We start from the raw sequence: 16,156 nt of genomic DNA on the forward strand, positions 1-16,156 counted from the left end.
CGAGATGAGCTACGAAGCAGCAAAAGCCGCCTTCGCCGACTGGGGCGTTGATACCGAAGCAGCGCTGGAACGCCTGAAAACCATCCCGATCTCGATGCATTGCTGGCAGGGCGACGATGTGGTCGGATTTGAACAGAAGTCTGGCTCATCCGGGGGCGGCATTCAGGCTACCGGCAACCATCCCGGCCGCGCGCGCACGCCAGATGAACTGCGCGCTGATCTGGAGTTTGCCTATTCGATGATCCCGGGCAAACACCGCTTGAACCTTCATGCGATGTATCTGGACACAGAGGCCAACCCGGATCGAGACGAGATCGAGTATCAGCACTTCGCGCCCTGGGTCGATTGGGCCAAGGACCAAGGCATCGGTCTGGATTTCAATCCGACCTTCTTTGCCCATGCCAAGGCAGACGATAATCTTACGCTCAGTCATCCTGATCAGGGAATTCGCGAATTCTGGATCGAACATGGGAAGCGGTCCCGCGACATTGCCGCTCGAATGGGCACCGAACTGGGGTCGCCCTGCGTCAACAACATTTGGGTGCCGGACGGCTACAAGGACACGCCTGTTGACCGCATGTCGGCCCGGGCGCGTCTGGAAGCTTCACTTGATGCCATGATGGCGCCGTCGCAAGATAGAGCACAGATGCTGGATGCTGTCGAAAGCAAGCTTTTCGGGATCGGCGTCGAAGCCTGCACTGTGGGCAGCCACGAATTCTACATGGGCTACGCGATCCGCAAGGGTACGCTTCTTTGTCTCGATATGGGTCATTTCCACCCGACCGAGAACATAGCCGACAAGCTGAGCGCGGTGGCATTGTCGCTGGACGAAATCCTTCTGCACGTGTCGCGCCCCATGAGGTGGGACAGCGATCACGTGATCCTTCTGAACGACGACATCCTGCAAATGGCGCAGGAGCTGGTCAGTGCAGATCTCCTTGGTCGCACTCACATCGGGCTCGACTTTTTTGATGCAACGATCAGTCGGACCGCGGCCTGGGTCATCGGTACCCGCAATATGCAGAAAGCCTTGCTTCGCGCTTTGTTGATGCCGCTGGAGCAGTTGAAAGCAGCAGAGGATCAACTCGATTTTTCGAAACGCATGGCGGTCACGGAAGAGTTCAAAGACATGCCGTTCGGTGTGGTGTGGAATGAGTTCTCCGCGCGCGAAGATGTTCCAAATGGTCAGGCGCTGATCCATGAACTCGACAGATATCAAGACAGTGTAACGGGGCGAAGTTGAGTTTCATTTTCGAATAGCGCAGTGCGCTATTTTAAGCTGGACTGTTTCACGGACGCCAACGTTCCCGGGAAACTCTGGGTGAATTGGGCTTTCTGTCAGCAACAAACCTTTAGATAGTCGCAATTCCCAGATGGCGAGCGGCATCGCCACCCGCCAAAATGGTTCAAATGTCGATCCGTTCCGCGATGGTTAGCGCGTCCTCCAACTCGACCCCAAGGTAACGCACTGTGCTGTCAACCTTTGTGTGGCCAAGCAAGAGCTGGACCGCTCTCAGATTGCCAGTCTTGCGGTAGATCTCGGCCGCCTTGGTTCGACGAAGCGAATGCGTGCCATATCCACTCGGTTCCAGACCAATCGCTGTTACCCAGTGACGGACGAGCCTGCCATACTGGCGCGTCGAAATGTGAGGGCGATCATGGAAGCGGCTGGGGAACATATACTGGCAACCCATCATCTCGGGCGATTTGATCCACTCGGCAACCGTATCCCGCGTATTCTCGGTCAACTCGAACTGAACCGGCTTATTTGTCTTTCTCTGGATCAATGAAACCCGTTCGCGAACACGCTCGTCTCGAACCAGATCGGCAACCGTGAGGGTGACGAGGTCGCAACCACGCAGTTTGCTGTCGATGGCAACATTGAACAAGGCGAGGTCGCGAAGGTTGCCCGCCAGTTCCAGCCGCGCACGGATACCCCAGACCTGTTTTGGCAAGAGAGGCCGCTTTTGACCAACAATCTTGCCCTTGTTCCAAGCTCGGTGTTTCGGAGTGACGGCGGGAAGTTGAACTCTTGGCATGGGAATTTCCTCCACTCCACCCTCCAACCCCAAGCATCAGCACCGCGCTGACTGTCAGATCATATCAACGAGTTGTGCATTGCACTCTTCGATGGCCCCTAGGCGTATAAGTCGGACCGGCTTGAGCTCGAATGGCCTAAGCGCAAGCTTTGGCGATGACGAACGACCGGTTAGCTTGCTACGATGCAGCGGCAAAAATCTGCGCACCCGCGGCATAACTCCTGCTGCGTGCGCTCGCAGCAAAAGAATCGAATTGACAGGTTGGACTCGAAGCAGACGTTCGGTTAATTCCGCTGAATGTCCGCCTTGCGGACCAAGCCGCCCTCAGATGGTATCGCTTGCATGTCTGCGTTACATTGGAACGGTCGTCGCCTAGAACAGCTTGCAATTCTATCGCGACGGAAACCCGAATAGTGGATGTCCATGTCCGACACAATCCTAGCTGCTGAACCAACTATCCGCATTATTGCCTTCCTATCCGTCCTGGCGGCGATGGCACTTTGGGAAGTGGCCGCACCCCGGCGAAGTCGGGATATTCCGCGCGTTATCCGATGGACAAACAACCTTGCGCTCGTGGTGCTCGACACCGCCATCCTGCGGCTGACCTTTCCAATCCTCGCAGTTGGTCTCGCAGCCATGGCCGAGGATCGCGGATGGGGGCTCTTCAATAACATCGAGGCGCCGGTTTGGGTTGCCATCGTGGTCTCCATGCTGCTTCTAGATCTCGCAATTTATCTTCAGCATGTGATGTTCCACGCCGTACCGGGGCTTTGGCGTCTGCACCGGATGCATCACGCCGACCTTGATTTTGACGCGACTACTGGCTTGCGTTTCCATCCGGTAGAAATCCTCATCTCGATGGGGATCAAGCTAGCGGTCGTAGCAACCTTGGGGCCGCCCGCTGTCGCCGTGCTCCTTTTCGAGGTGACCCTGAACGCTACCGCGCTCTTCAATCACGCAAACATTGAATTGCCGCGTCCGGTGGATCGAATTCTCAGATGGATCGTCGTCACTCCAGACATGCACCGAGTCCACCATTCAGTCGATCCAAGCGAGACCAACTCGAACTTTGGCTTTAATCTACCGTGGTGGGACCGACTTCTAGGCACTTACGTTGCGCAACCCAAGAAGGGGCACAAAAGCATGGAAATCGGCATCAAGCAGTTTCGCACACGCCGAGACCTCTGGCTCGACCGAATGCTGATTCAGCCGCTGCGCGGCCCGGCGAGCGGAGGTGCCCTCGACGCCGCGGGCCAACAGATGCGATCTTCATCTGTCTCGTCCGGGCAAACCAAGCTTGGCAATGACCAAATAGACCAATAGCGCTGATGCGGCCATTCTCCGCGGCTTGCATGTTTGGCAGGTCCAGCCCAATCCGGACACTTAATCCAAGACTTTGCAATTCCGACTTGCGGACAAAACTGACCTTGGCGTCTACACCTTCGCTGACGCAGGATCCACCGCACTGGCAACAACAGCTCTTCCCTTCAACAGGGAAAATCGCCAAGGCGGCCGTTCCACAACGGGCTTTGGAGCTCCTTGGTCGCTCTTTGACCAGACGGCGTTCTGGCATGGAAACAAAGGGGCTTGGCTCAGCGCATAACCAAAGCTAGCGAATAGGCGTCAGGATCATGAAATTGGGCTTCTTCGCGCAAGGAGGGCGAAGACAGGCAACATTGTTACGATCCAGACCACGCTATAAATTGCGGATGGTATGGCATATTCGCTTAACCCATTGGTGTTAGGCAACAGCAAAGTAGCAATTGCGATTCCCAAAGCTCCGTTTTGAACGCCGGTCTCAATTGAAATCGTCTTCGCCTCGATGTCTGTGCATCCGAGCATCCCTGAACTCATGATGCCAATAAACGTGAGTGACGCACCTACAACAAAAAGTGCGGGTCCAAGCCTAAGGTAGTTATCCGCGACCACCACCCAGTTTGAAATGATAGCGCCTCCGATGACCATCGCAAAAAGTAGCATAGAGACCTTGCTAAAGATTGGTTCGACCGCAGCTACAATTCGCGGCGCCAAGGATCGCGCGATCACCCCGGCTAGGATCGGTGAAGCTGTTAAAAAAAACATTGCTAAAGCCGTCGAAGAAATGTCGATAGCGGGCGCAGTTGCCCCCATGAACATCTGCATCGAAAACCCCAGGATGAGCGGTACGGTAACGACACAAGTCAGACTGAAGACTGCTGTAAGAGTAACGGACAAAGCGACATCCCAATTCGAAAGCTTGGTCACGATGTTACTGATCACCCCGCCCGGACAGGCCGCTAAAATCATGATGCCAACGGCTGCCTCAGCGGAAATCCCAAAGATAAAAGTCACCATCAAAGCGATGCAAGGCAGCAAAATGATCTGGTTGAGAGCGCCGACGCAAAAGGCCCGTGGACGTCGTCCGATGCGTTGAAAGTCAGCCGCTGTGAGTCCGAGGCCAAGGCAGAACATGATGACAACAACTGCGAGCGGCAGCAGCACAGATATGAAAATTTCGCCCATCTACCATGACCTCTATGGCTGCATGCTTCCGCACGCTTTCGGACGATACCGTTCAGAAAACCTGATGACGAGTGTTATCAGTTTGGCGCATTTATCCTCAAGCGCCCGAAGATCGAGGCTGTCTCTATTTATTATACCTATCACAGGGTTGGACGATCTGGCGTGAAAGAGCTTTCCAGTGCTAATCTCACTGTATGGCAAGTGTAACTTACGCATTCGCCCGCGCGATGGCCAACGCCGCCGGGATGACGCTAAACGACGATGGCGCCCTGATTTCAAATGGCGCTGTCGTGCTGCGTCTACCAGAAGCTCAAGACGGCCAATTGGCGGATGATGCGTATTTCGATCTGATCGATTGGATTCGTACGCAACAAGCGGACGAGGCCGCGTTGGTTGAGGCCTATGCGAACGCGATTGCGACCGATGATCTCGGCGTCCTTGGCCTAGCCGTAAAGACAGCTCCGACCTTGCGGCAATCTTTGCAACGGATCGAGCGTTATTTTCGTCTCGTAACGGACACCGCAGTTTACAGACTTGATGAAACCGGCGATCCGGTCCTTTGGATTTTTGAGGGACAAACATCACATCGCGCTGCCTTGGAGCTGCGCAACGAATGCGCGCTTGCGGCCTTTGCGAGGAACATGCATCGGTTTGTGGGTGATGGGTTGTCGCTCGCATATGTCACGTTTCAGCATCCATGCAGACAAGAACCAGAGCGTTACGCCGAATATTTCGGGTGCCCGGTTCGATTTGGGAGCGCCCACAACGCCATTGCTATGCGCCCTGCTATGCTGGAAAGCGAAAATCGTCTTGGCGATCCGGGCTTGTCAGATTTCATGACGAAGCACCTGGATGAGGAGTTCAACTCTCGCGATGACGACACCTCACTGAGCCAAGCAATTGTCCACCGGCTTACACCGGCCCTGAGTAACGGCGCGCCGCAAGCAGCGCATGTCGCACAAGAGATGGGAATGAGCGAGCGCACGCTTTACCGCAGGTTGGCCGAGGAAGGGCTGACCTATCGCGACGTTCTTGGTCAGGCACAAGTTGCACTTGCTCGTGACCTGCTCCGTGACGGTAAGGCTTCCATAGCCGAGATCGCCTTTATGACCGGGTTTTCGGAACAGAGCACGTTCAGCCGCGCCTTCAAGCGCTGGGTTGGCCAGGCTCCGGCACGATTCAGGCAGCAAGCGACCTCCGACTAGGCACACACCTCAAGACCACATGGCAGGTTCGGCCAAAACCTTGGCAGGGCGAGCCGATACCTCAATCGATGTGGTGCATAACTTCTTCTTTGTCAGATCCACCTGGGGCGCTGCCGAGTAAAGCAAACCCATTTGCCCCTCTCAGACAAAGGAAATTTGCAATGAGCAATCATGACCACAAACATGGAGCAAGCTGCGCTTGCGACGTCACGCCCGAACGCGTTGATATGGCGCGCCGGCGACTCTTGCAACAAGCCGCCGGTGCGGCCGCGGCAGGTACAACAATAGTGGCTGGCGGGCAGGCCCTTGCCGCGACCGACGAAGCACGCGCCTACTATGCTGACCCGGAAAATCCAGGCCTTCCCCAAATCGACATGACCATCGAGCCGGGGCGTACTGCGCTTGTGGTGACCGACCCCCAGATTGATTTTTTGTCAGAGGACGGTGTGACGTGGGGCGTCGTTGGCGAAAGCGTGACCGAACAGGGCACGGTCGACAATATCGAACGGCTTTTCATTGCCGCCAAGGCTGCGGGGATGCCGGTCTTCATCTCGCCCCACTATTACTACCCACATGACCACAAATGGGAGTTCGAGGGCACTCTGGAAGCGACGATGCACAGCATCGGCATGTTTGACCGCCTGGGACCGCTCAATTTGGACAACTTCGAGGGCTCAGGTGCCGACTGGATGCCGCAATACAAGAAGTACATCGAGGATGGCGAAACCATCATTTGCTCGCCACACAAGGTTTACAGCCCTGCTCAGAATGACCTGAACCTGCAATTGCGTAAACGCAAGATCGACAAGGTGATCCTCGCGGGGATGTCGGCGAACCTGTGTACGCAGGCGCATCTCTACGAGCTGCTGGAGCTGGGCTACGAAGTCGCTGTCGTTCGCGATGCCACAGCCGGGGCCAAGGTGCCTGAAGGTGACGGGTATCTCGCCGCCATCATCAACTTCCGCATGGTCGCCAACGGCGTCTGGTGGACCGACGACGCGGTTGAGCGCATTGGCCAATCGGCCTGACCCAAATCGATCTTCAAATTTGATCCTAGCATCCTGAAAGGACATATCATGACACGCATCTTTACATTTCCCACGCTTACAACAGCGTTGACTCTCGCCCTGGCGGCGGCGGCATTGGCTGACGATGAATACAACGTTTCGAACAGTCTTACCTTGACCGGGCAGCCCCTCGGCATGCATGGCGTCGATCCTGTATCGATGTTTGAAGCCGAAATACCCGAAATGGGCAACGCCACTTTTACATCGGCCCATGATGGAGTGGACTACTATTTTGCGTCGCAGGCAGCGAAAGCCACATTCGAGGCGGATCCGACGGCACATCTGCCTCAATTCGGCGGGTTCTGCGCCTTTGGCGTCTATGTAGGCAAGAAGCTTGATGGCGATGTTCGGTATGCCGATATCGTGGACGACAAGCTCTATCTCTTTGTGAATGAAGAAATCTTCAAGAAGTACCTTGAGGACAAAGAGACCGTGATCCAAGGCGCCCATGCCAAGTGGGCAGACATCCACCACACGCCTGTCGGCAGCCTTTGATCGAGGAATTTGGTGGCTTTTGCCGGTCGGAGCCACCGCTGCCTCTCCCCTCCCCAAAAGGCCGGCATTTCTCCAAGACACCCTGTCCGCAATGACAATTCGCGTGTGTCGAAAACTCTTCCCAAAGGAAACCAGACATGACTGATTTTGAGACATATACAATCGCCTCAGCCCCTGATGCCGCGAAACCAATTCTGGAAGCATCGCTGAAAGGATATGGTTTTGTACCCAACCTTTATGCGGCCATGGCCGAAGCGCCCGCAATTTTGGAAGGCTATACGACACTTTCCAGCATCTTTGGAAAGACCAGCCTGTCAGAGACTGAGCGCCAGATCACCTTATGACTAACAACCGGTTGAACGGGTGCAAGTACTGCATGGCCGCCCATACCACTCTTTCACAGATGGCCGGTGTCGCGAAGACGTGATCGCAGCGTTACGCGATGGCAGCCCTATCGCCGACCCCAAATTGGAAGCACTGCGCAGATTCGCCATCGTGATCAACGAAAGCCGAGGCTGGCCCAGCGACGCACAGGTCGAAGCGTTTCTGACGGCTGGTTACACACGCCGATCTATGCTGGAAGTCATCCTCGGCACAGCGTTGAAAACCCTGTCGAACTATACGAACCATGTGGCGGAAACCGCGTTGGATGATGCCTTTGTGCCAAATGCATGGATCGCCTCGGTCGCGGCAGTGGCTGAATAGCGCGACGCCCGCCCATTTGTTAATCTTGCTTTTGGACCTGTGTTTGATTCCCGACAAGAAGGGGATCTGATTTTAGACGTCCGACAGCAAAGTCAACAAAGGTGCGCACCTTCGCAGACACGGTTCGTCCCTCTTGATGCACAAGATGGATGGGGACTTCGGGTGGTTCATACGACTTTAGAACAGTCTTGAGCCGCCCATCTGCAATGTAGGGTGCGACTTGATAGGACAGAAGCCGCCCGACACCGTGACCTTGCAAGGCCAACTCGATCACAGCGTCATTTGTGTTCATGCTGATGCGTGGGCTCATGCGTTTGGTGACAGTCTTTCTGCCCCGTTGAAAATGCCATTGGGCCGATGCATTCAAGGCAGTTGAATTAATGATTGCATGGCAGGATAAATCCTCGGGCGTATCTGGTTCGCCATATTGGTCAAGATATTTACGGGAAGCAAACGCGACCTGCCTCACCGTACCACACCTGACAGCCATCAAACTGGAATCAGCGAGGTTGCCAATTCTGATCCCGACGTCGAGACCCTCATCAACCAGATTGACCACTCGGTCCACATAGAGCGTGCGCGCTGAGAGCTTTGGATACAGATCCAGAAATTCGCCCAAAATTGGAGTGACGAACATACGGCCAAACAGGACTGATGCAGTAACATTAATTTCCCCGGTCGGTTCGGCATAGGAACCGACAGCGGCGCGCTCGGCCTCTTCAAGGTCAGCCAGAATACGTCTGGCATCCTCAAAAAACCTTTGCCCGCTATCAGTCAGCATCACTGAGCGCGTTGTGCGTACAAAAAGACGTAGCCCGAAGCTGTCCTCAAGCATAGAAACCATTCGGGTCACTGTCGGTGGTGACATGTTGAGGTCGCGGGCCGCAGCAGCGAAACCTTTTAGTTCGGCGACCTTCACAAAGACTTTTAACGCGTGAAATCTGTCCAAGATATTATTCCATATTTTTGAATAATATATTGCCAAGTATCCAAATTCCGCAACTTGAAAGCTCCAATTAACTTCACCTCAGTCCCAGGGCATCGCCCAGGCCGAGATGGAGAATTCAATGGCACGACCCTTTGCAGAGATCAGCTTCACGCCCTCCGTTCGCGAAACGCAGGCCAAAAACGGGTCAGCTAACGGCTACGCGAAGTTTCTGGACGGCACGCGTCAGGAGGACTCAATCAGCCCGGTCGAGGCCAGGTTCATCGGGCAAAGAGACGGCTTCTATCAGGCAACAGTCTCGGAAACCGGCTGGCCCTATGTACAATTTCGCGGTGGACCAGCGGGTTTTCTGAAAGTGTTGGATGAACGGACACTTGCCTACGCCGATTTCCTCGGCAACCGGCAATATCTCAGCACTGGGAATCTGCTGGGCAATGACCGAATCTCGCTGATCCTGATGGATTATCCCAATCAGCGACGCCTCAAGATCTGGGGTCGGGCGAAACTCATTGATGCCAATGCCGATCCGGCGCTGATGCAACGCCTGAGTGAGCCGGGCTATCGCGCTCATCCTGAGCGGGCGATTGTGATCAAGCTTGAGGCGATGGACTGGAACTGCCCGCAGCACATCCCCCAACGCCTGACCCTTGAAGAATTTGAAGATTACCTCGTCCCGCTTCGCACTGAGCTGGAAGCACTGAAAGCTCGAAACGCAAGGCTCGAAGAGGCACTGGGTCAGCGAAACTGACCGATATCAAGCCCCCGCGTTCAAGCACGCACGCCGTAACCTGAAGAAAGGAAACATCCATGTCGCGCAATCTGAAATCCGTCCTGAGCGCCAGCATTCTCGCACTTTCCATTGCTGCGCCATTTACACCGTCGCCAGCAATCGCCGCAGAGACTGGAATTGAAGCTACGCAGGCTGTCAGCTTCCGCACGGAAGAAATCGGCGACATCGCTATCGCCTATCGTGAAGCAGGAGATCCAAACAGACCTACTGTCCTGCTGCTTCACGGCTTTCCGACCTCATCACATATGTTCCGCAACCTTATCCCTGAACTGGCCAAGCACTACCACGTGATCGCACCCGATTTTCCCGGATTTGGAGCGTCGGAGATGCCAAAGACCGAAGGCTTCGAGTATTCCTTCGCGAATATCTCCGAAATGATGACATCGCTGCTAGACCGGAAGGGAGTCGAACAGTACTCGGTCTATTTGATGGACTATGGTGCCCCGGTTGGTTTCCGAATGTTTGCGGAACAGCCCGAGCGGGTAACCGGCTTCATCATTCAAAACGGGAATGCTTACGAGGAAGGGCTGCGCGAGTTCTGGGATCCAATCAAAGCCTATTGGGCCGAGCCATCGCAAGAGAACGGCGACCAGCTTCGTGGATTCCTCACTCTGGATGCAACCAAATGGCAGTTCACCCACGGCGTTAAAAAACCGGAACTGATCAGTCCCGACAATTATTGGCATGTCCAATACCTGCTCGACCGCGAAGGTAATCAAGAGGTGCAACTTGAACTCTTCCTAGACTACGGCACCAATGTTGCCGAGTACCCAAAATGGCAAGCGCTGTTTCGGAAGCATCAACCCCCGGCGCTACTGATGTGGGGTAAGAATGATCACATCTTTCCGGTCGAAGGCGCCTATCCCTATGAACGCGATCTGAATGATCTCGAGTTTCATCTGCTCGATACGGGTCACTTCGCGCTGGAAGAATATGGGCCCGAGATTGCGGCGCAAATGACCGCCTTTCTGAACCGCATCACCGCCGCCAGCAACTGACGTAAAACTGGCCGCACCATGCTCAAAGGTGCGGCCGACGTATGGAGAAAACCAATGAATACGCAAGCAAATACTGTCAGGCAGGTAACGGTTGAAATCGTACACGGCTTTGTCGACGGTGGCGCCGGTGGAAATCCCGCAGGCGTCGTCCTGGATGCTGATGAATTGGGCGAACAGGATATGCAAACCGTCGCGGCAAGGGTTGGATTGTCCGAAACGGCCTTTGTGTCGCAGTCCAAGACAGAGGGCTTCAAACTGGATTTCTTCACACCGAACAGGCGCATCGCTCATTGCGGTCATGCAACAATTGCCGCCTTCTCTCACCTTGACGCGCTGGGCCGGATTCCCAATCCCAACACCTCGAAGGAGACAGTTGATGGGCCAAGGCGCATACTAATGAAAGAGGGTGCCGCCTATATGGAACAGCTGGCCCCAAAATACGCGATACCAGAGGACTGGGTGGAAAAAGGTGTAAGCATCGACGATGTACTGAACTCCCTTGGGATCAACAGACATCATCTTGATCAGGAAATACCACCGGTTTTAGTCAATACCGGTAACAGTTTCATTGTCATCGGCCTCGCTGATGCCGATGGTCTTGCCAATGTGAAACCAGATTTTGCCAAAATCACGCAAATCAGCGAACGACTGGATTTGATCGGCTACTACGTCTTCACAAGAGACCCATCGGCGACCGACCGAGACGCTACAACCCGCATGTTTGCGCCCCGATACGCGATTGAGGAAGAAGCCGCGACGGGGATGGCTGCGGGGCCCTTAGCATGTGTATTGCACGACTTTGTCGTATCATCTCAACGATCATTTCAAATCGAACAAGGGGTGTTTATGAACCCGGCGAGTCCGAGCCTGATAAAAGTCGATCTGGAAATCGACAATGGAACAATCTCTGGCCTCTTGGCAGGTGGTTTCGGCAAGGTCATGTGCTCGCGTCGAATTAGTTTCTAGCGTTGCGCTCGCGGCGAATGGCTGGCTTGGCGGGCCGCACCGCAGCAACGACGCCCATTGGGCCACGTCCGAATTGGGCCGTCCGCTGAATTTTGCAAAGTCCGGATTCCTGCGCATCGCTGACCTTACGGCACGGACAAGCACTTTGTGTTCTCGGCTCAACGCTACAACTGATCTAGATTTCACGACTGAGCTGATTGAACGGAATAGTTTCTCCCGCTTGAACTTTAGTGCAGTTTCGAATGTTTGTTGTGAGCTCTTTTAGGCTTTCACCGTCAATGCAGCCATCAACAAGTGGAGGACGGTATTCAGCAGCAACCTCGTGGATCAATTCTGACGCGCGAAGCAGATCAAATTGCTTTCTTGTAACACCAAGGTAGTCTCTGGCCTGCAACCCATCCCAATATCGCTTCCTATCCAGATAGATGTTCGAAATTTCGAAGCGTGGAATCATCGTATGCCGGTGCCCATACCCGCTACGGGCTTGCTTTCCGGCAATTTGACCTGACTGAACCTCAGCCACCAAGCGCTGTGCAGAAATTCCCAGTTCCTTGGCCGCTTGTTTAGCCGAGACTCATTCCCGAGCTTGCAACGGCGTTAGCTTTCCCAGGTAGGTTCCCTTGAACTCGGTTGAAGCAGCACGCGACACTGCATCTCTGAAAGGCTGGTACGCATCATCTTCGAACTTCATAAGTCTTTGATACCAGCTTCCGAGCATGGACGGCACAGAGTTGGATTCTGAATTTCCTGCCAGTATCAACCCTCGAACGTGTTCTTCGAACCCATTTGGCCAATGGTCAAATACAGTTGCCAACGGCTCAATCAGTTCCAACGAATCTGCAACGCTTTTGGGTGTTTGTGTTTTCCCAGACTTGCCCGTGCGGTTCTGAGCGAAACCACACGCTAGGAAATTAATAAAAGCGCCAATGTCTTTTGGGACCTGACGCCCTCCTGCAAGGTCAAGAAACCGCTTGCCAACCGTTGAATCTCCCGCAATCAAGGCGGAGATGATCACTTCGTGGTCCTTTGCTGCCACCCGTGGGAAATTGGAGTAGCTAAAGCCACATCTGCATTTATCAAAGCCGCCGGACGTCGGACGCAATGTGGTTTTGCAGACAGGGCAAACATCTTGAAGACGCGTTTTGTGATGGTGACAGGCTGTCACCAAGTAATGACGCCAAGTTTGTTGAAAGGGTAAGCCATCGGCAAGACATGAAGGGCAAATCGGATCGCTATGATGCCGCTCGAAACGCCAGTTTAAGCTGGGTGACTCAGGTTTAGCAGAAGGGGAGATAGTAACCAACAAACCTTTCTCTAAGCCCATCTCTTGCTCAAAGTGCTCGATGTTCTCGACTAGAATTCGCCCATACTTCCGCCGGAACCGTGTCAAAAATTCAGAGACATCTCTGTATCCATTTACATGGGCTAGACGACGCAAGTATCCGATAAGGTGACCTGCCCCCCGAGGCTCCCTCATTCATAACGAGAGTCTGCGGGTCTGGTTTTCATAGTCTTCGTCGTCAGTTTGGGCAAGCGCGCCGGGCGCGGAGCCCTCAAATTGCTCAAGCGTCCGGCGCGCTTCTGCGGGTGTTTGGTTGCCGAGCGATGAGTGCGGCCTGACGTTGTTGTAGTCGTAGCGCCAGAGCGCCAGCTTGCGGCGGGCATCGTCCAGGCTTTCGAACATCTTCCCCCGAAGCGGTGGTTGAAGTAGGACAATCGGAATGGAAGCAATAACCATTCTAATACGGGCGATTTCGCTGTCTGCCCACTCGTGCAGGAATCGGCGGCCACGTTCAAATTGCGGACATTAGAATTCGGGCCAAGTCTTCAGGCCTATCGATCATCACGTAGTGCCCGAATGGCACCGAAATCGCTGTCCACCCCGACTGATGCTGGTATCGCTCAAAAAACGGTTGGCCAAGCCCTGGGACCCAGCCGGTGGCATAGATGTAGGTCCGCTTTAACACCTTGGCTCCGCCGCTCACCAGTTGAATCGGTTGCTCAAATGTCTTGAGTGGTTGCGCGACATTTCGGCGGCCCACCCACGCACAGTCTGCTCCATTCACCGAAAAAGCCTCCGCTGGGCCCGGCGCGACTTTGCCATCGACAGCACTATCACGAAGCCCTGCCGCGATATCCGCAGGCAACACATCCAAGGCGGCCTGCCCATCGCCCGGCACGAGCGCATCGAGGTACACAAGTGAGCGAATGTGGTTGGGCGCTCTATCTGCGACTCCGGTGACGACCATGCCGCCATAGCTATGACCGCACAAAACAATGTCAGAAAGTTCCTCGCACTTGATTACCCCTAGGACATCTTCGATATGCATGGCCAGATCGGTTTCGTCACTCACGAGGTGAGCACGTTCACCCAACCCTGTCAGTGTCGGAGTGAAAACGTCGTGGCCGTCCCTGCGCAGAAGGGCGGCTACGCGAGCCCAGCACCATCCCCCTTGCCACGCTCCATGGACCAATACAAATGTCGCCATAACCCGCCCAACTCCGTCGATACTGCAATGACAGTAGATTCAACAGGGCCGGCTCGTCCACAGGATCGTTTGGACGTTCAGCGTCAATCCCCTGCATATACACACAGCTCTCGAACCCTCCAATCAAATGGCCATACTAAAATCATAAATTACGATTTGATTATACATTATGTATGAGTATCCTCCCACATAGAGACAGCATATCGCGCGAAGCCGCAGGAGGTATTGGTGGGTCACGTTAAGTCGTTAGTCGCGATTTCGCTAACTGCATTGGTAACAATATTCCCCAACTCAAGCGTCGCAAACGAGATCTCAGAGCAGATTGCTGCTCTACTCGGTGCCAAGTTGGACGTGAGTAGCACGCTACCTGACAACAAGAGCTTGGATGCTGAAATCCTAGTGCCGCGTTTTTACGAAGAGAGGGACTTCACTCCTGCGTGGACACGCGATGTATTGTCGGACGAACTCTTTGATGAGTTGGATAGTGCAATAGAACAGGGTTTCAGACCGGAGGATTTTGACTTAGCGGAGCTTCAAGCCGCATTTAAGACCGCCCAAACTGGCGATGTTTCTAATCAAGCATTGTTCGATATTCTGGCAACGGACGCTGCGGTGAAACTGGTTCATCATTTGGTGTTTGGGAAAGTCGACCCAAATGCACTGGACGACGATTGGAACTTCTCAAAACCGGTAATTCAACAAGACCCAGCTGTTGTCCTAAATCAGTTTCTTCAAGGTGAAGGTTTCAGCGCGTTAATCGAACGCATCGATATCGACAATGCGCAGTATATGATGCTTGTCGAAGCACTGAGTAAGTATAGGGCCATTGCTTTACAGGGCGGTTGGACCAATGTTCCGGATGAAACCGTTCTTAAACCAGAGATGGTGGACCCTGCTGTCGCCAAGCTGCGCGAAAGGCTGGCGGCAGAAGGCTTCGTTGAAACAAGCGGTTCTTCTGAAGATGGCGAAAACGGCATAAACACAGCTTGGGTTTACGACGATAACTTGGTGAAATTAGTCAAATCTTTTCAGAGTCGGCATGGATTAGAAGCCGATGGGGTCATTGGCGGTAAGACGTTCGCATCGCTAAACAAACCGGTGGAAGATCGCATTAACAAGCTGCGTCTCAGCTTGGAACGTGGCCGCTGGCTTATGCGGGAAGTCGACGACGAATTCGTGCTGGTGAACATTGCAGGGGCCCGCACATATTTGGCCAAGTCGGATGGCACGCTTTGGACCACTAGATCAATCACAGGGTCAGCCTATCGAAAGACCCCAGTGTTCCGAGACGAAATCAAGTACATGGAATTCAATCCCACCTGGACCGTTCCCGCCTCTATTTTTCGTAAAGACAAACTTTCGCGCATCCGCAAGGATCCAGCCTATCTGACACGCAACAACTATGTCGTTCGGAACAAGGATGGCCAGACAATCCCCGCAAACGCTGTAAACTGGGGGGCGAAGAACCCCGGCGTGACCCTGGTTCAGCAGCCGGGCCCAGACAATGCGCTGGGTTTGGTTAAGTTCATGTTTCCAAACAAATACGCTGTATACTTGCACGACACAAACGACAAAACCCTTTTTGACCGAAACGAGAGAAATCTCAGTTCCGGCTGCGTTCGCCTTGAGTATCCGTTCGAGTTCGCGAGCCTTCTGATGGAGGGAGAGCCAGATTGGAGCCGACAGAAGATGCAGTCCATTTTGGATAGCGGAAAGACGACGCGCGTTGATCTACCTGAGCCAATGCCAGTTCTTTTGACATATTGGACAGCGTGGGTCGAAGACGGGGTCGTTCATTTCCGCGAGGACCCATACGAGCGGGATGCTCGTATCCTGGCGGCTTTGGACCGATGAGCACGAAATGCGCGGCGCGCGCGATCCGAATTATGTGCCCATCTAGTCCAGCGGATTGGCGAACGCCGAATTGAAGATAGACAAAACGGCGTAGGCGACG

Annotated in this window: 17 protein-coding genes and 1 pseudogene; 11 read left to right on the forward strand and 7 right to left on the reverse strand. The window is 54.2% G+C overall.

Features of this window, described 5'->3' with window-relative positions; translation table 11 throughout:
* Nucleotides 1–4: 4 nt before the first annotated feature.
* Nucleotides 5–1,243 carry an L-rhamnose isomerase gene (locus tag AC2FFB_RS09285; protein ID WP_496874823.1) on the forward strand — a complete coding sequence of 413 codons (1,239 nt, stop codon included), beginning with the start codon at nt 5–7 and terminating at the stop codon, nt 1,241–1,243.
* Nucleotides 1,244–1,406: 163 nt separating this feature from the next.
* Here the strand turns inward: AC2FFB_RS09285 and AC2FFB_RS09290 are convergent, their stop codons facing one another.
* On the reverse strand, nt 1,407–2,039 hold the full coding sequence (locus tag AC2FFB_RS09290; RefSeq protein ID WP_496874824.1) for a tyrosine-type recombinase/integrase: 633 nt from the start codon (nt 2,037–2,039) through the stop codon (nt 1,407–1,409).
* 423 nt (nt 2,040–2,462) lie between these two features.
* Between AC2FFB_RS09290 and AC2FFB_RS09295 the strand changes: the two genes are divergently transcribed.
* Nucleotides 2,463–3,362, forward strand: a complete 900-nt coding sequence (locus AC2FFB_RS09295; RefSeq protein WP_496689894.1) for a sterol desaturase family protein — start codon at nt 2,463–2,465, stop codon at nt 3,360–3,362.
* Between the two features lie 306 nt (nt 3,363–3,668).
* On the opposite strand, the gene AC2FFB_RS09300 is transcribed toward AC2FFB_RS09295, so the two are convergent.
* Nucleotides 3,669–4,541 (reverse strand): bile acid:sodium symporter family protein, encoded by an 873-nt coding sequence (locus tag AC2FFB_RS09300; RefSeq protein ID WP_142639611.1) that lies wholly within the window; start codon nt 4,539–4,541, stop codon nt 3,669–3,671.
* Nucleotides 4,542–4,768: 227 nt separating this feature from the next.
* Between AC2FFB_RS09300 and AC2FFB_RS09305 the strand changes: the two genes are divergently transcribed.
* From AC2FFB_RS09305 to AC2FFB_RS09325, 5 genes are all read left to right on the forward strand, one after another.
* Nucleotides 4,769–5,746: an AraC family transcriptional regulator gene (locus AC2FFB_RS09305; protein ID WP_246097325.1), complete on the forward strand. Its 978-nt coding sequence runs from the start codon at nt 4,769–4,771 to the stop codon at nt 5,744–5,746.
* Nucleotides 5,747–5,907: 161 nt separating this feature from the next.
* Nucleotides 5,908–6,774, forward strand: coding sequence for a cysteine hydrolase family protein (locus AC2FFB_RS09310; protein ID WP_058282012.1), 867 nt, complete (start codon nt 5,908–5,910; stop codon nt 6,772–6,774).
* Between the two features lie 48 nt (nt 6,775–6,822).
* Nucleotides 6,823–7,308, forward strand: coding sequence for a YHS domain-containing (seleno)protein (locus tag AC2FFB_RS09315; protein ID WP_142639615.1), 486 nt, complete (start codon nt 6,823–6,825; stop codon nt 7,306–7,308).
* 137 nt (nt 7,309–7,445) lie between these two features.
* Complete coding sequence (locus AC2FFB_RS09320; protein ID WP_496874825.1) at nt 7,446–7,652, forward strand: hypothetical protein; 207 nt, start codon at nt 7,446–7,448, stop codon at nt 7,650–7,652.
* A 79-nt stretch (nt 7,653–7,731) separates the two neighbouring features.
* Nucleotides 7,732–8,013 carry a carboxymuconolactone decarboxylase family protein gene (locus AC2FFB_RS09325; RefSeq protein ID WP_496874826.1) on the forward strand — a complete coding sequence of 94 codons (282 nt, stop codon included), beginning with the start codon at nt 7,732–7,734 and terminating at the stop codon, nt 8,011–8,013.
* A gap of 19 nt (nt 8,014–8,032) precedes the next feature.
* On the opposite strand, the gene AC2FFB_RS09330 is transcribed toward AC2FFB_RS09325, so the two are convergent.
* Nucleotides 8,033–8,998, reverse strand: a complete 966-nt coding sequence (locus AC2FFB_RS09330) for a LysR family transcriptional regulator (RefSeq protein WP_496874827.1) — start codon at nt 8,996–8,998, stop codon at nt 8,033–8,035.
* Between the two features lie 82 nt (nt 8,999–9,080).
* Here AC2FFB_RS09330 and AC2FFB_RS09335 point away from each other — a divergent pair, with 82 nt between their 5' ends.
* Genes AC2FFB_RS09335 through AC2FFB_RS09345 form a run of 3 tightly spaced genes read left to right on the forward strand, consistent with a single transcriptional unit; the run spans nt 9,081 to nt 11,713 of the window.
* Nucleotides 9,081–9,707, forward strand: coding sequence for a pyridoxamine 5'-phosphate oxidase family protein (locus AC2FFB_RS09335; RefSeq protein ID WP_496714150.1), 627 nt, complete (start codon nt 9,081–9,083; stop codon nt 9,705–9,707).
* 59 nt (nt 9,708–9,766) lie between these two features.
* The gene (locus AC2FFB_RS09340; protein WP_496874828.1) at nt 9,767–10,747 is read left to right on the forward strand and encodes an alpha/beta fold hydrolase; all 981 of its coding nucleotides are present in this window, start codon (nt 9,767–9,769) and stop codon (nt 10,745–10,747) included.
* A 54-nt stretch (nt 10,748–10,801) separates the two neighbouring features.
* The gene (locus tag AC2FFB_RS09345; protein WP_496737885.1) at nt 10,802–11,713 is read left to right on the forward strand and encodes a PhzF family phenazine biosynthesis protein; all 912 of its coding nucleotides are present in this window, start codon (nt 10,802–10,804) and stop codon (nt 11,711–11,713) included.
* Nucleotides 11,714–11,888: 175 nt separating this feature from the next.
* Here the strand turns inward: AC2FFB_RS09345 and AC2FFB_RS09350 are convergent, their stop codons facing one another.
* From AC2FFB_RS09350 to AC2FFB_RS09365, 4 genes and pseudogenes are all read right to left on the reverse strand, one after another.
* Nucleotides 11,889–12,236 carry a hypothetical protein gene (locus tag AC2FFB_RS09350; protein ID WP_496689838.1) on the reverse strand — a complete coding sequence of 116 codons (348 nt, stop codon included), beginning with the start codon at nt 12,234–12,236 and terminating at the stop codon, nt 11,889–11,891.
* Nucleotides 12,237–12,287: 51 nt separating this feature from the next.
* Nucleotides 12,288–13,190: a TniQ family protein gene (locus AC2FFB_RS09355; protein ID WP_496874829.1), complete on the reverse strand. Its 903-nt coding sequence runs from the start codon at nt 13,188–13,190 to the stop codon at nt 12,288–12,290.
* Nucleotides 13,191–13,409: pseudogene (locus AC2FFB_RS09360) on the reverse strand (integrase core domain-containing protein); the annotation flags it as partial.
* Between the two features lie 97 nt (nt 13,410–13,506).
* Entirely contained in the window at nt 13,507–14,202 is a 696-nt protein-coding gene (locus tag AC2FFB_RS09365) for an alpha/beta fold hydrolase (RefSeq protein WP_480608055.1), read from the reverse strand.
* Between the two features lie 228 nt (nt 14,203–14,430).
* Here AC2FFB_RS09365 and AC2FFB_RS09370 point away from each other — a divergent pair, with 228 nt between their 5' ends.
* Complete coding sequence (locus AC2FFB_RS09370; protein WP_480608058.1) at nt 14,431–16,056, forward strand: L,D-transpeptidase family protein; 1,626 nt, start codon at nt 14,431–14,433, stop codon at nt 16,054–16,056.
* Nucleotides 16,057–16,156: the final 100 nt, after the last annotated feature.

The sequence above is a fragment of the Ruegeria sp. YTSA219 genome, assembly GCF_059609985.1.